This is a genomic window from Pseudoflavonifractor sp. HCP28S3_F10 (assembly GCF_052065415.1).
GTDB lineage: Bacteria > Bacillota > Clostridia > Oscillospirales > Oscillospiraceae > Pseudoflavonifractor_A.
In genome coordinates this window covers 22,193-33,618 of record NZ_JBQHUB010000034.1, presented here as the reverse complement: position 1 = coordinate 33,618, position 11,426 = coordinate 22,193, and the positions used below count along the sequence as shown (strand labels likewise).

The 11,426-nt window shown below is 56.1% G+C and carries 11 protein-coding genes, 1 tRNA gene and 2 pseudogenes; 5 read left to right on the top strand and 9 right to left on the bottom strand.

The features are described from left to right. Window positions 1-105: 105 nt before the first annotated feature. The 5 genes and pseudogenes from ACTNBZ_RS12330 to ACTNBZ_RS12310 all read right to left on the bottom strand — a co-directional run. Window positions 106-234 (bottom strand): annotated as a pseudogene (locus tag ACTNBZ_RS12330) (Maff2 family mobile element protein); the annotation flags it as partial. A gap of 3 nt (window positions 235-237) precedes the next feature. Then, window positions 238-1,593, bottom strand: a pseudogene (locus ACTNBZ_RS12325) (VirD4-like conjugal transfer protein, CD1115 family); the annotation flags it as partial. A gap of 106 nt (window positions 1,594-1,699) precedes the next feature. After that, the gene (locus tag ACTNBZ_RS12320) at window positions 1,700-1,903 is read right to left on the bottom strand and encodes a hypothetical protein (protein WP_441210288.1); all 204 of its coding nucleotides are present in this window, start codon (window positions 1,901-1,903) and stop codon (window positions 1,700-1,702) included. Between the two features lie 13 nt (window positions 1,904-1,916). Then, window positions 1,917-2,258 (bottom strand): hypothetical protein, encoded by a 342-nt coding sequence (locus tag ACTNBZ_RS12315; RefSeq protein ID WP_441210287.1) that lies wholly within the window; start codon window positions 2,256-2,258, stop codon window positions 1,917-1,919. A 454-nt stretch (window positions 2,259-2,712) separates the two neighbouring features. Beyond that, window positions 2,713-3,570, bottom strand: a complete 858-nt coding sequence (locus ACTNBZ_RS12310; protein ID WP_441210285.1) for a DUF6017 domain-containing protein — start codon at window positions 3,568-3,570, stop codon at window positions 2,713-2,715. Between the two features lie 864 nt (window positions 3,571-4,434). Here ACTNBZ_RS12310 and ACTNBZ_RS12305 point away from each other — a divergent pair. Continuing rightward, window positions 4,435-4,557: a hypothetical protein gene (locus tag ACTNBZ_RS12305; RefSeq protein ID WP_441210283.1), complete on the top strand. Its 123-nt coding sequence runs from the start codon at window positions 4,435-4,437 to the stop codon at window positions 4,555-4,557. Between the two features lie 32 nt (window positions 4,558-4,589). Here the strand turns inward: ACTNBZ_RS12305 and ACTNBZ_RS12300 are convergent, their stop codons facing one another. Next, window positions 4,590-4,832, bottom strand: coding sequence for an acyl carrier protein (locus ACTNBZ_RS12300; RefSeq protein ID WP_441210281.1), 243 nt, complete (start codon window positions 4,830-4,832; stop codon window positions 4,590-4,592). Between the two features lie 303 nt (window positions 4,833-5,135). Between ACTNBZ_RS12300 and ACTNBZ_RS12295 the strand changes: the two genes are divergently transcribed. Next, window positions 5,136-6,839: a tetratricopeptide repeat protein gene (locus ACTNBZ_RS12295; RefSeq protein WP_441210279.1), complete on the top strand. Its 1,704-nt coding sequence runs from the start codon at window positions 5,136-5,138 to the stop codon at window positions 6,837-6,839. Window positions 6,840-7,077: 238 nt separating this feature from the next. Here the strand turns inward: ACTNBZ_RS12295 and ACTNBZ_RS12290 are convergent. After that, window positions 7,078-7,161, bottom strand: a tRNA-Leu gene (locus tag ACTNBZ_RS12290). Between the two features lie 156 nt (window positions 7,162-7,317). Between ACTNBZ_RS12290 and ACTNBZ_RS12285 the strand changes: the two genes are divergently transcribed. Then, the gene (locus ACTNBZ_RS12285) at window positions 7,318-7,776 is read left to right on the top strand and encodes an AlbA family DNA-binding domain-containing protein (RefSeq protein ID WP_441210277.1); all 459 of its coding nucleotides are present in this window, start codon (window positions 7,318-7,320) and stop codon (window positions 7,774-7,776) included. Window positions 7,777-7,839: 63 nt separating this feature from the next. Here the strand turns inward: ACTNBZ_RS12285 and ACTNBZ_RS12280 are convergent, their stop codons facing one another. Continuing rightward, window positions 7,840-9,033 carry a coenzyme F420-0:L-glutamate ligase gene (locus ACTNBZ_RS12280; RefSeq protein WP_441210275.1) on the bottom strand — a complete coding sequence of 398 codons (1,194 nt, stop codon included), beginning with the start codon at window positions 9,031-9,033 and terminating at the stop codon, window positions 7,840-7,842. 175 nt (window positions 9,034-9,208) lie between these two features. Here ACTNBZ_RS12280 and proC point away from each other — a divergent pair, with 175 nt between their 5' ends. Beyond that, window positions 9,209-10,018 carry a pyrroline-5-carboxylate reductase gene (gene proC / locus ACTNBZ_RS12275; RefSeq protein WP_441210273.1) on the top strand — a complete coding sequence of 270 codons (810 nt, stop codon included), beginning with the start codon at window positions 9,209-9,211 and terminating at the stop codon, window positions 10,016-10,018. 83 nt (window positions 10,019-10,101) lie between these two features. Here proC and rpmB read toward each other — a convergent pair whose 3' ends face one another. Next, the gene (gene rpmB / locus ACTNBZ_RS12270) at window positions 10,102-10,290 is read right to left on the bottom strand and encodes a 50S ribosomal protein L28 (protein WP_033116638.1); all 189 of its coding nucleotides are present in this window, start codon (window positions 10,288-10,290) and stop codon (window positions 10,102-10,104) included. Window positions 10,291-10,479: 189 nt separating this feature from the next. Between rpmB and hprK the strand changes: the two genes are divergently transcribed. Further along, window positions 10,480-11,424 (top strand): HPr(Ser) kinase/phosphatase, encoded by a 945-nt coding sequence (gene hprK, locus ACTNBZ_RS12265; protein ID WP_441210271.1) that lies wholly within the window; start codon window positions 10,480-10,482, stop codon window positions 11,422-11,424. Window positions 11,425-11,426: the final 2 nt, after the last annotated feature.

Here is an 11,426-nt window from a genome sequence, read left to right as displayed (position 1 = left end):
GTTTAGATTTTCCCACAATGCTTATCTTTTGGTCTTTGGTTCGGAATAGTGTAGTGCTGGCGGTCTATCTCTTGTTTTCGGTTGCTTGCTTCCTTACCGTACATGAGCATTGGCCGCAGGGTTATCCTGGCCGTAGCCTTCCAGAAGGTTGATGCCGCCCCACACGCAAAGGCCGCCGCCCAGGGCGATGACCAGGGTCTGCAATACGTCGATGGCACTGTTGAAGAAATCCATAAATCATATTTCCTTTCGTTTTGTAGAATTGTTGTCGGGTTCGTCTGTCAGTTCTTTTGCGCTCAATTCGTACATATCGAAAGGCTCGTCCGGCTTCACGATGGCCGGTCTGCGCTTCATGTACCGTTCTACGTCAAAGACGTTCTTCTTGTCGGCGTCGGACAGGTATTTGTAGCGGGGGTGCTTTGTCAGGTCGTACTTGTCGCTGAAAAACGGGCGCACGCCCCGAAGCTGCAAGATACACTTGCCGCCGTCCATGACCGCGATCTCGTCCTGGGTCATCAACTCCTTTCCCAATTTCTGATAGCTGAGGCCGTGAGAGGTCTGCGCGCCGCGGTTTTCGGACTGGCTCAGGCTGTCGATGGTCTCCTTGCCCAGCAGCTCCGAGATCTCTTTCAGCGTTGACTTCTCCTTGCCTCCCAAAAACAAGGTGACGTCGCAGTTGCCGACGATGGTATCTGCCGCGTCCTTGTAGATGGTCTTTAACTGGCTTTGCGACTGCAAAATAATAGAAGCCGATATCTCACGGCTTCGGATGGTGGCGATCAGCTTGTCAAAGTTTGGTATCTGGCCGATATTGGCAAACTCGTCCAGAAGACACCGCACATGGACAGGCAGCCGCCCGTTATAGAAATCATCCGCCTTGTCGCAGAGCAGGTTGAAAAGCTGGCTTTGCAGCATGGCGATGACAAAATTGAAGGTGGTATCGGTATCGCTCATAATGAGGAACAGCGCCGTTTTCCGGTCGCCCATCGTGTCAAGCTCCAATTCGTCCTCCGTCATAATGTCCCGCAGCTCCTTGATATCGAAGGGAGACAGGCGGGCGCCGCAGCTCACCAAAATACTTTTGAGAGTTTTGCCGGCCGCCATTTTGAACTTGACATATTGCTTGACGGCGAAGTGCTCCGGCTGCGCCTGCGCCAGCTCGTCAAAGAGGATATCCACGGGGCTTTTATAGGTCTCATCGTCCTCTCTGGCCTCGCAGGCGTTGATAAGCTCCAGCAGGGTGATGAAGTTTTTTTCCTCCGGCTCCGCCTCATACCAGATGTAGCCGATCAGGGCGCAGTATAAAAGACGCTCGGCCTTGATCCAAAAATCTTCGGAGGATTTTTCACCGTCGCCCTTCGTGTTGGCGATGATGACATTGACCAGCTTGAGGATATCCTTCTCGGAGCGCACATAGGCCAGCGGGTTATATTTCATGCTTTTGGAAAAGTTGATGGTGTTCAGGACCTTGATGCGGTAGGGCTCATAGACGACCTTGCCGTGCTTATCCCGCACCGGCTTTCCGTTCTCGTCCCGCTTCGGCCCGCCGTGCGCCAGGAGCTTTCCCGTCTCCCGAAGGAGCTGCCCTTTCGGGAAGACCCTGTCAATGATTTTGTCAGAAAAATTCAACCATTTCCCAATAAAAAAGCTCCTGGAAACCGTTTCAGTAACCAGGAGCCATGGAAATATTCTGTTTTACTTACTCTTCGTCATCATCGAATGGATTCCTATGCGAGTCATCCTCCGGCCATCCTGAAATCATCTCCAGGTCACTGGTATCCAAATTCATGACCATATTGTCACCCATACGCATAAGCATATCTCCATCGGATGACATTCCCATTGATTCGGATGTTGCAAATCCCATATCACCCGAATCATAATTGAAAAACCACTTACTCATCGATATCCTCCAATCACTGTAACTGAACAATTTGGTACTCGGATGTTTCCGGTTTGCGTTGCACTTGATAAAGACAGTCATCGATCCAAAATGTGATCTTGTCCTCGGCCTCATCATTCGTAATGATGTTAGTGCAGAGCAGATTACTTTTCTCATCTGACCCACCATTGGCAACAGGCATAATGTGATGAATGTTCCACCCGCAATACAATTCTGCTTCACCACGGTAAACAACATACTCCCGATCACCGAAGGCATCACGATACATTAAGTTTCCGTGAAAGTCAGCAGCATACTGAGCATCGCCGTACCGTTCTTCCCACAAGCGGAGAGCATTCTTTTTGTTGATTTTCATATTCTCACCTCCATCTGACTTGATAATAAAAAAGACCTGTATCACTGATGTGTGCAAGTCTTGCTATCAAGTCAAATAACGCCGCTTTACACACATCACTAATAAATGGGCATAACTATCCCATTCATTAAGTATGGTGTAAAGCATTGATACAGCATCCGGGCCCACCACAAAAGAGATTACATCTCCCGAAGCCTATCCGTGGGTTCTCAGTATCGTAACGAGAATTTTGATCGGTACTGATAGTATCAACTGATTTACTGTTTTTAGGTTGCTAATCATCATCGCAGCATCTAGGTTGTCATCTTGGGCTTATCTCGTCGAACCCTCAAACAAGCTTGCTTGCTAATATCGATCCTAGCGACTTCACTATAGCATATCTATTCCTTAATTACCACTACTCTCAGAAATATTCCCGGTCCGAACCTCGCCCCGGATCATGCGTTTGACCGTATCATCGACCGATTCCTTGGCTTGTGTAGTAGCTGTCCATCGTGACCGGCGCGTTATACAGCGCGGCCAGCAGATATTTCTTGATATTGCGGACATAGGTGGTGTTCTCCCGCATCCGGTCAAGGACATACTCAATGTGTGAGGCGTTCAGCTTCAGGAACCGTGACCGGACGACCTCCGCCGGGTAATCATCCCCGGCCACGCGGATCATCTCCCGGTTGGAGCAGACGGTATCCACCATGAGTTCCACCAGCTCGTCCAGACGGTCCCTGTCCAGCTTTTCATCCTGGGTGAGGATATCGTAGTCGATGTTCTCCAAAATGATCTCCCGGTAGCTCTCGCGCTCCCGCATCCTGTCCTGTCCGATCCTGCTTTTTTCTCTGGGGGTAGGGGGACTTGATGGGATAGGACTTGATCCTTGCGTAATTGATAATTCTTTATTTTGTTCTTTAGTATTTAATTGGGCGGGGTTCTCCTGAATTGGGGCATCCAACATTGGCTTTACCTGTATTGGATTTTCCCGTATAGGTTTTTCCCGGATAGGCGCGGGCGTCTGTGCCGGTTCCTTCGGCCGCTCCAAAATAGTGTACTCGATGGAGCCAAGCTGCCCGTTCTCGTTGCGGACGCGCGCCCGGACGAGATAGCCGTGCGCCTCCAGCTCCCGGATCCCGCCGCTGATGCTGTCGATGCCGTCCTTGCAGATGCGGGCAAGCCCCTTCATGGTGTAGTCCCAGTCCTCCGGCAGCGACAGCATGAGGGACAGCAGCCCCTTCGCTTTCAGGGACAGCGACCTGTCCCGCAGGTGGTAGTTGGACATGACCGTGTAATCTCTGGTCTTTTCGATGCGGAAAACTGCCATATCCGGCGCCTCCTTTCTCTGGTTTTGAAAAGTGTTGATTTTGGCGCAAAAAAGCCCCTGTCATGCCTCTCGGACGCTTCCCATGGGAAAACACCCACGCCGCCTTTCAAGCGGCGCTCTGAGAGGAAAAAACAGAGGTTTTCGCACCCTAATTGATACATTTTTCGGGTGGGCATAGGTACGGATATGAAAAAACGCCATAGGGTGGCTGCCTATGGCGTGGGGACAGGAAAAGGGCGCTGATGTGAAAATCAGCGCCCTTCGTGCCTGTCAGTATGAGATTTTTTGACTTCGTACCGTGTTCCCTGCCTTTGAAAACATTGATTTTACTGACTTTCTTATGTTTTCTTATTAGGAGGCGAGGGACGGCTGTCTTTTTTGTTTCTACCAGATTTTAAGAGCACTTTCAGGCAAACAAACAACAGCGGTTGGATTCCGCTTATCTCCACCAAACTCAACAGAGTCCAGGAAAGAGCAGTCAATTGACTGCTCTTTTTTTATTGCGATTTCAAGCAAAAAACGTGGATACAATCTGCGATATCGGATATTTTACAAACTTTTTGACCAAAAACAACAGAGGTCTGGAAACACGGAATCGCATGTCTTCCCAGAATCTCAACATAGAAATATTTTCGATTTGATGGGATTCGAGATGGGAATCCCATCTCCTATCTGTGTAGTGGGTTTTGAAATCATCATATCAAAATCAATAAAAGGAAAGTACCTCCTGCATGTTAGGGATTACCTTGATTTCATGTGCCTTTTCGTATAAAATCAGAATGCAGTGCCTGAACGATAGGACCGGTGACGGAAACTGCCGGAAAGAGGACCGCGGCGCGGCAGGATGACAAGGGGGAACAAGATATGCTGAGCAAACTGGAAACGCGCATCCGGGAGTGCTACGGCGCATTCCTGAATGCCGTGACGGAGGATCGGGATTTTTGGGAGATCGCCCTGCTGGAGTATTACCGCTGGCCGCTGGAGTAGTGGCTCAGAAAGCATAATTCCCAATTGCTTCCTCAGTCCATCTCGTTTTTGACGTATTCCACAATGTCGCCCACGGTGTCGATGTCCTCAAAGTCCGAATCCGGGATGTCGAGATCGAAGGCTTCCTCCAGATCCAGCAGGATATTGATGAGCTCGCTTTCATCCGCTACCAGATCGGATCTGATGGCGGTGTCCATGTCCACGAGGGCTTCATCCACATTCAGATGCTCTGCCAGGATTGCCTTTACCTTTGCATAAATGTCTGCTGTGTTCATGATCAGTTCCCCTTCCTGTTAAAAAATGCGCAGCGGAAGGCCTGAGGGCAGACGCCCAGCCTGTACGCTTTGCCTGGTAACAGCATAGCACATTTCCCGGAATTATCAAATCAAAATTTATGTATCTTTAGAAAATTATCGGGTGGGGAACAGCCGTGTTTCCCACCCTGACAGTATGGAAGCGAAGAGAACCTGATCAAAACACGCTTCCGGGTTCCGCAAAACAGGTATCCGGAATACGAACCATACAGCACATCGGAAAAATACCGAATGCGGTGTGGCGATAAAGGAGGATCAAACGATATGCTAAGCAACATGGAACAGCGCATCCGGGAATGCTACGACGCGTTTATGGAAGCCGTGACGGAGGACCGGGACCTTTGGGAGATCGCCCTGCTGGAGTATTACCGCTGGCCGCTGGAGTACTGGCAGGAGAAGCCGGAGGAGGACTGGGAGCAGCCCATCCCGGCCTGCTTTGAAGAGCTGGCCCCGGAGCTGCCCCGGCTGGTCAAGCGCAAGGAGGAGGTCCGCCCCAACGATGACTTCGCCTCCGTACAGCTGAACCTGGAATGGCGCTACGGCTGGAATTATTCCGGGATCCAGGAGATCCGGCAGCGGAGGCTTTCCCCCCAGGCCGTTGGGCTGCTGCTGGAATACTATCTTCTGGTGGAGACCCTGGGGGATGACTGCGGCGACCGGTCCTGCCGCATCCTGTTTGAGGAGGAGTCGGATAGAAAGGTCCTGGAAGGGATCGTGGGACACGGGGTGCAGACGCCGGAGGAGGAGATGACCCTGGCCCTCGGGCTGAAGGAGCTCTGTGAGCGCTGGCAGCTGAAGGAAGACCTGGACGAGGAGGAGATGGGCTGGCTGCTGGACCTGATGGAACATCTGCTGGAGAGCGCCTTCCTGTATGACTGCGGCGAGGCCGGCTGGCACCTGTATGAGCTTCTCAGTGATGAGGACCGGTTCGGAGATCACTGGGAGCCCCTGGATCTTCTGCGGCAGGCCGCCGAGGCGGGCAGCGTGGACGCCCAGTGTGAGATCGGCTGGCAGTTCTATACCGAAGTCATGAAAATGCCCAAGGAGCATTTTCTTGGGGGATACTGCGGGGATGAGATCTCCGGGGAGGAGGCCGTCCACTGGATGGAGGAGGCCCTGCCCCATAAGATCGACATGGTCCCTTACCTGGCCGGTCTCCTTTTGGATGGCAAGGGGGTCCCGGCAGACGAAGAACGGGCAGTCCGTGCCCTCACCGCCGCGGTAGGAGGCCAGTATGAAGGGGATGGGGCGTATGTTGAGCGGTGCACGTGCTTCTGGATGCTGGCAAAGTGCTATGCGGAGGGCAGGGGCGTGACGAAGGACCGCCGAAAGGCAGCGGAGCTCTACCGGCAGGCCCAAGATTCCGACTACTATTTGTTTGACTACTACAGAGACGGCGTGGATGTGCCCCGAAATCCCCGGGCGGCTGTACGGTACTGGATGCGGGACATGTGTTTTCATCATGGCCTTCTCCTCTGGGTCGACATTCTGGTGCGTGTGTCCGCCCCGGAAGGCTGCGCCCGGCTCCGGCCGGATCTTCTCCGGAGACTTTGGACCGGGTGGAAGCAGCAGAGTGGGGAAGAGGCTTTCTATGACCTGATGTGTACGGACTTGCCATCGAGCCGGACAGGGACGGACGACCCGTTTGCGCGGCTGTGCGGCCTGCTGGACCAGGAAAAGGTGCGGCTGCTGTACGATGGGGCCTGGGGCGGCGACAGCCGCTGCGGGGACATCCTGCAGACGCTGCTGGCCAGCGGCGCGGCCACCCGGGAGATGTTGGCGCAGCTGCGTCCCAACAGCAACGGCGTCTATGATTGGCCGGACGCCTGGTATGAGGAGGCGCTGGAGAGCATCGAAGACTGGCTGGCCCGGGAGGCGCATGAGAAAGAATGGGCCGAACAGCTCAAAGACCTTGAATGGGAAGAAGAGCAGGTCCCCGCGGAAGAGCAGGAAGACTTTGCTTTTTGATATAATTGGACGGCCTGGAGGATGAATAAGTCCGTCCATAGGAGAAGAAATAAAAGAGGCCCGCCCCGCAGGATGGACTGTGGGGCGGGCTTTTGTGTGTGCTTCATGTGTAAATTTTGTTTTTCCGATGGAAGTTTTATGCCCCCGGGATATTCCGTTTTTGTCCCTGGAAAGGGCGTAAAGCCGCTGCGGGAGTATAAAAAATCCCGGAGCTCTTGCTCTGCAAGAGCTCCGGGATTGGTGCGGATGACGGGACTTGAACCCGTACGTCATGGACACACGCACCTCAAACGTGCCTGTCTACCAGTTCCAGCACATCCGCACAGAAGCGGTCTCAATTTCAGACCGCTTGATTATTATAGCGGGATACGCCCTGTTTGTCAACCGAATTTTTGAGATATGCGCAAAATTTTTCCGCCCGGCTTGCCGGGAACCAGGGAGTCCGCTATACTGGAGGAAACAGAAGGGAGTGAGCGCCATGTACGATTTCACACACATGGAGCGATACCGGGAGGACGGCCGTCTGGAGGCAAAACTGGCCACCGGCGGCCTGCCGGAGAGCATATGGGAGTCTTATTCCGCCTTTGCCAATGCCGGCGGCGGGGTCATCCTGCTGGGGGTGGAGGAGCTGCCCGACCACTCTCTGCGTACCCAGGGACTGCTGGACGCCGGGGAGATGCTGGAGGAGTTCCTGTCGCTGGTGAGGGACCCGGCCGTAGCCAGCGTGGACCTGGTCTCGGACGGACGGGCCTGGGTGGAGAACACCGGGAGCGGGGACATCATCGTTATCGCCGTTCCCCAGGCTGACCGGCGCTGCCGGCCGGTCTGGGTGGGCAGGGATCCCTATTTTGGCACCTATCACCGGGTAGGGGAGGTGGACATCCGCTGCACCCGGGACGAGGTGGACGCCATGCTGGCGGACCGGGCCACCCCATAAGGGACTGCCGCGCAAAAAGACAGAACAGGCGCCCCGCGGCTATGCCGCGGGGCGCCTGAATGTTTACTCGGTGGTGTAATTGTCAAAGTAGCCCTGGATATAGACGATGGGGGTGCCCTTGTCGCCCGAGCCGGAGGTCAGGTCGCACAGGGAGCCGATCAGGTCGGTGAGGCGGCGGGGCGTGGTGCCCTCGGAGGCCATCTTGCCCACCAGACTGCCGTCCTTCTTCTTGATCTCGTCCTTGATGGCTTCCTTCAGAGCGTCACCGGAGAGGGCGGCAAAGTCGTTATCGGCCAGGTACTTGAGCTTGAGCTCATTGGGCGTGCCCTCCAGACCGGCGGTATAGGCGGGGGAGACCACCGGGTCGGCCAGCTCCCAGATCTTGCCCACCGGATCCTTGAAGGCGCCGTCTCCGTAGACCATGACCTCCACGTGCTTGCCGGTCTTTTCCAGCATGGTCCGCTGGATGGACTCCACCAGCTCCTGGCACTCCCGGGGGAAGAGCTTCACCATATCCTCGGTGGACTTGTTGGAGCCCAGAAGGCCGTATTTCTCGTTGCAGCCGCTGCCGTTGACCGGGGCGTTGAGGATCTCGTCCAGGCCGTACACCCGCTCGGCTCCGGCCTGTTTGAGCAGACGCTTGGTGCGCTGGCGGGTGTGGATGTCGCAGGAGAGCACGTTTTTGGTATAGCTCAGGATGGCACGGGGATCGTTGGCGAAGATGATCTCCACCTCAGCGCCGCTCTCCCGGATCAGGTCGCCGTAATAGGCCACGTAGTCCATGCCGGTAAAGGGGTGCTTGGGACAGCCGAAGAGCTCGCGGAAGCGTTCCAGGGTCAGCACGTCCCGGTAGGGGTCGATGCCCTTCTCATCCATCACGTCCAGGTCGATGAGATGGTTGCCCACCTCGTCGGCAGGATAGCTGAGCATCAGTACTACTTTTTTCGCGCCTTTGGCGATGCCGCGCAGGCAGATGGCAAAGCGGTTACGGCTGAGAATGGGGAAGATGACGCCGATGGTCCCGCCGCCCAGTTTGGCCTTTACATCGGCGGCGATGTCGTCCACAGAGGCGTAGTTGCCCTGGGCGCGGGCCACGATGGCCTCGGTCATGGCGATCACGTCGCGGTCATGGATGGAGAAGCCGTCCTCGGCGGCGGCCTCCAGAATGGACGCGGGGACGATCTGCGCCAGGTCGTCTCCGCTGCGGATGATGGGAGCCCGGATACCTCTCGAAACAGTACCGACCATCCGGCTCATAATACAACACTCCTAAACAATCGAAAGTAAAAATGTCCGCCTTTCAGACGGCAAATCTATTATACTATAGGTTTATGGAAATTGACAAGGAGAAAACGGTGGAACTGGCCGGGCAGGGGAGAGAAGCCCGGCATTGCCTTTGCCGCACTGATGTGATACACTGTGGCAAAAGAAAGTGAGGTCTTGCCACATGAAACAGGCGGCATTTTTAGGAACGGGCAATATGGGCGGGGCGCTGGTGCGGGCGGCCTGCCGGTCCATCGGGCCGGAGCAGGTGGTCATCGCCAACCGGACGGCGGCCAAGGCGGAGGCCCTGGCGGCCGAGACCGGCTGTACGGCGGCCGGGGTGCCGGAGGCGGCTGCAGGGGCCGGATATATATTCCTGGGCGTAAAGCCTCACATGATGAAGGGGCTGCTGGAGAGCATCGCACCTGTCCTGACGGAAGGGCAGATCCTGGTCTCCATGGCGGCCGGCCTCACGACAGAGACTTTGGCCCAGTGGGCTCCCGCGGGGATGCCCATTTTGCGCATCATGCCCAACACCCCCTGTGCCATCGGAAAGGGAATGACTGCCCTGTGCGGCGCCCCCGGCGTGGATGAGGCCCATTTCGGCGCGGTAGAGGAGATCCTGCGCTCTTCCGGGCTGGTACGCCGCCTGGAGGAACGCCAGATGGACGCATTCTCGGCGGTGGCGGGCTGCGGTCCCGCCTTTGTCTATCAGTTCATCGAGGCCATGGCCGACGGCGGCGTGCTGGCCGGCCTGCCCAGGACCGCCGCGCAGGACTACGCCGCTCAGACCCTGATGGGGGCTGCGGCCATGGTGCTGGAGAGCGGCAGTCATCCCGGCGCGCTGAAGGACGCGGTGTGTTCCCCTGGCGGCTCCACCATTGAGGGCGTGGCGGCTCTGGAGCGCCATGGATTCCGTGCCGCCGTCATCGACGCGGTGGAGGCGTCCTGGCGGAAAAATGCCGCCCTGGGCAAGTAAAGAGCGGGAGGGCGCGCCAGAGCAGGCAATAGAAAAGCGCCTCCGCTGATGCGGAGGCGCTTGTTCCTGTTCTGTGGAAAAAATTACACAGCGCGGGTGACCTTACCCGAACGGAGGCATCTGGTGCACACATAGACGTGCTTGGGCGTGCCGTTGACAATCGCCTTGACGCGCTTCACATTGGGCTTCCAGGGCCGGTTGGAGCGGCGATGAGAGTGGGAGACCTGGATACCGAACACAACGCCCTTGTCACAGAATTCACATTTGGCCATTCGCTTGAACCTCCTCGCTTGCAGAATATGCGCTCATAAAAGCATCGAATGATATATTAGCAGAAAAAATGGCAGAATGCAAGAGGGAAAATCAAAAAAGATGTTTTGGAAGGGGTGGTTGCCAACCAGCCGCCCCAAGTGGTATACTGAACCGAACAGCGATTATGATCAATAGGGAGGAAGTGCGCTATGGCCAGTGTCAGCAGCGTGAAATTGGGCACGCTTATTGATGAATTCCAACTGGAAGTGCTCCGCGGAGCCGAGGGCTACCGGGATGTGGCCATCTCTTCGGAGGATATCAACCGCCCCGGTCTGCAGCTGACCGGATTTTTCGATTATTTTGATGCCAACCGTATCCAGGTCATCGGCCTGGTGGAGAGCACGTACCTGGACGGTATCAGCGCGGAGGAGCGGCAGATCCGGTTCGATACCCTGTTCCGGGAGCAGATCCCGGCCTTTATCGTGGCCCGGGGGATCGAGCCGTTCCCGGAGTGCATGGAGATGGCGGAAAAGTATGACCGCACCGTCCTTCGCTGCCACGATACCACCTCGGCCATCATCAGCGCCATTGTCACCTCGCTGCACAATCACCTTGCCCCCCGCATTACCCGCCACGGCGTGCTGGTAGAGGTCTACGGCGAGGGCGTGCTGCTGCTGGGCGATTCCGGCGTGGGCAAGAGCGAAACCGCCATCGAGCTGGTCAAGCGCGGCCACCGCCTGATCGCCGATGACGCAGTGGAGATCCGCCGGGTCAACACGGGCAGCCTGGTGGGCATGGCCCCCGAACTCATCCGCCACTATATTGAGCTGCGGGGCATCGGCGTGGTGGATGTGCGCCGCCTGTTCGGCATGAGCGCCGTCAAGGAGGAGTCTGAGATCAACCTGGTCATCAATCTGGAGCCCTGGCGGGAGGACGCGGTCTATGACCGGCTGGGCGTAGAGGAGCTCTATATGGAGATCCTGGAGGTGAAGGTCCCCACCATCACCGTCCCTGTCAAGCCCGGGCGCAACCTGGCGTCCATCATCGAGGTGGCGGCCATGAACAACCGCCACAAGAAGATGGGCTATAATTCGGCGCTGGAGTTCACCAAGCAGATCGAGAGCCACTTTGACAAGGCGATGGGCAAGCAGTAAGA

Excerpts from the sequence above, each read along its gene's own strand:
- ACTNBZ_RS12310 (WP_441210285.1), bottom strand. The coding sequence starts at position 3,570 with ATGGCAGTTTTCCGCATCGAAAAGACCAGAGATTACACGGTCATGTCC.
- ACTNBZ_RS12315 (WP_441210287.1), bottom strand. The coding sequence starts at position 2,258 with ATGAAAATCAACAAAAAGAATGCTCTCCGCTTGTGGGAAGAACGGTAC.
- ACTNBZ_RS12300 (WP_441210281.1), bottom strand. The coding sequence starts at position 4,832 with ATGAACACAGCAGACATTTATGCAAAGGTAAAGGCAATCCTGGCAGAG.
- ACTNBZ_RS12280 (WP_441210275.1), bottom strand. The coding sequence starts at position 9,033 with ATGAGCCGGATGGTCGGTACTGTTTCGAGAGGTATCCGGGCTCCCATC.
- ACTNBZ_RS12320 (WP_441210288.1), bottom strand. The coding sequence starts at position 1,903 with ATGAGTAAGTGGTTTTTCAATTATGATTCGGGTGATATGGGATTTGCA.
- ACTNBZ_RS12295 (WP_441210279.1), top strand. The coding sequence starts at position 5,136 with ATGCTAAGCAACATGGAACAGCGCATCCGGGAATGCTACGACGCGTTT.
- ACTNBZ_RS12285 (WP_441210277.1), top strand. The coding sequence starts at position 7,318 with ATGTACGATTTCACACACATGGAGCGATACCGGGAGGACGGCCGTCTG.
- rpmB (WP_033116638.1), bottom strand. The coding sequence starts at position 10,290 with ATGGCCAAATGTGAATTCTGTGACAAGGGCGTTGTGTTCGGTATCCAG.
- hprK (WP_441210271.1), top strand. The coding sequence starts at position 10,480 with ATGGCCAGTGTCAGCAGCGTGAAATTGGGCACGCTTATTGATGAATTC.
- ACTNBZ_RS12305 (WP_441210283.1), top strand. The coding sequence starts at position 4,435 with ATGCTGAGCAAACTGGAAACGCGCATCCGGGAGTGCTACGGCGCATTC.